This is a genomic window from Lacticaseibacillus sp. 30 (genome assembly GCF_053819265.1).
On record NZ_JBSOQX010000059.1, the window covers coordinates 1 to 1,774 of the forward strand.

A 1,774-nucleotide genomic window follows, 5' to 3' on the forward strand; every position below is an offset into this window, starting at 1 on the left:
GATGACAGTATTAAAGTTTTTGATAATGCCCTTTGCCTGATTGTTCAAATAAGCCTCAACAGCATCGGCACTATCAGCATCTTCGTATAAATCCGGTGAATTGGTAATAAGCTGCATGTTTTGGCGTATTTTTTCTTTCGTCATGTAGTGGTCGTCGTCAGCCAGTTGGATGCCTAACGCGTGCACCTCATTACCACTATCCTTTGCTATCTTGGCCTCACCCAATGTTGCTGGCCAAGTATCATATATATAATGACCTGAACTATCGGTGTATGGCCATCGAAGTCGTGCGGTGTTCCCTGGTTCATCTCTGCTGGATCCAAAATTAGTGCCATACAATGTACCATTTATCCACTCTGAATTTATCACCTCGTTAGAAAAAGTCGGCACGCCATCAGTTAACAAAATCATCATTTTTTTATTGCCACTGGTGTCCGCATTCAGCATGGCTGATCCTTGCCGCAAACCAATCTGCGTATACGTACCCCCTTGAAACCTTGGACTCAATGCACCATTAATCGCTTGTTGCTGGCTGGCATTACCTGCTTTGCCTAATTTGACACTAATATAACCCGATTTGCCACCGATATAACCAGGACTAGAAAACCCAATTAAACCAACATTGACGTAATTACCCAGACCGGCGTTTTGAATAGAAGTCAAGAAATTCTTAACGCCAGTACGAACAGCACCAGCTCGATTCGTGCCCCATCTGTTTGACTCCATTGACCCAGACATATCAACAACTAAGACAATATCTACAGGCTTCACATTTTGCTGTTTATTGCCTTTGACGTTCAAATAAACGTCGTACAATCCAGGGGTATTCGTCTCTTTAGCATATTTTCGAATCTGATAATCCGGATTATTGGGGTCACCAAATTTCAGGTAAGAGTTCGTGGTATCAGTCGCATCACCATTCCATATTGTATTATTATCCCACCCTGAAACTTGATCCCCGCCACGTTGATTGATTACATTTTGTTGTCCCGTGACCTGCCACGAATTTGTCGGATAGGTACCATTAGCATCGGTTTGATAGGTTGGGCGAATGTTGGCAGTGGCTGTCACAACTGAACTGCCACTTGTCACTAAGCCTGTTAACATACTCATCAAAATCAATAAGACCGCGAACAAATGCCCAGTTCTCGCCACTTTAGCTGTCATCTTCGTAAATTTTACCCTCCTCTCAAGTAAAATTTTAAACACTGACAGTGCAATCATTCATGCGCTTACAACTCGAAAGTTTTGAGCTCTTTTACTTTTTTTTTAAAGTGATGTGGATAACAAAGGCAAAAACTAAAAATGGAAGAAAATTTGTTATATTGACTATCAATTATAATTTAATTGATGTATATTTTATTTGTGCAGTCTATAGCTCAAAACTTTCGAGTTACGATCACTTGTTAATCCACTTTTTACCCAATAATTCTTAAAAATTCAGATTTTACGCTACAATTAATTAATTCAATCAACACTGTCTGATTTTTAGTTCCTAACTAGTGGCTGCTTTCACCAGCCACTTCTTAGGCATCTGTGCGCCTCCTTCCATTGTTTCCGGCGTCTCTCTTCTTCCAACACCAGCTTAACAAGTTGACCCCGCGCAAAGGAATGATAATGTTCGTTATTTAGCAAGATATTTTTAACAGTGCATACTTATTTACATTATAGGTATTAATCTGTACATATAATGTAAAAAGCTCTATTTATAGGTAAATAAGGTCTTCAAACCCAAAAGTAGCCTTGAAACATCCGGCGTATTGCCAGTAAGTCC

The 1,774-nt window shown here is 39.9% G+C and carries 1 protein-coding gene; it reads right to left on the reverse strand.

The genetic code is table 11. The features are described from left to right. A partial coding sequence (locus ACWPAB_RS15205) for a vWA domain-containing protein (protein WP_455692708.1) occupies positions 1 to 1,167 on the reverse strand: 1,167 nt, incomplete at its 3' end. Positions 1,168 to 1,774 lie beyond the last annotated feature (607 nt).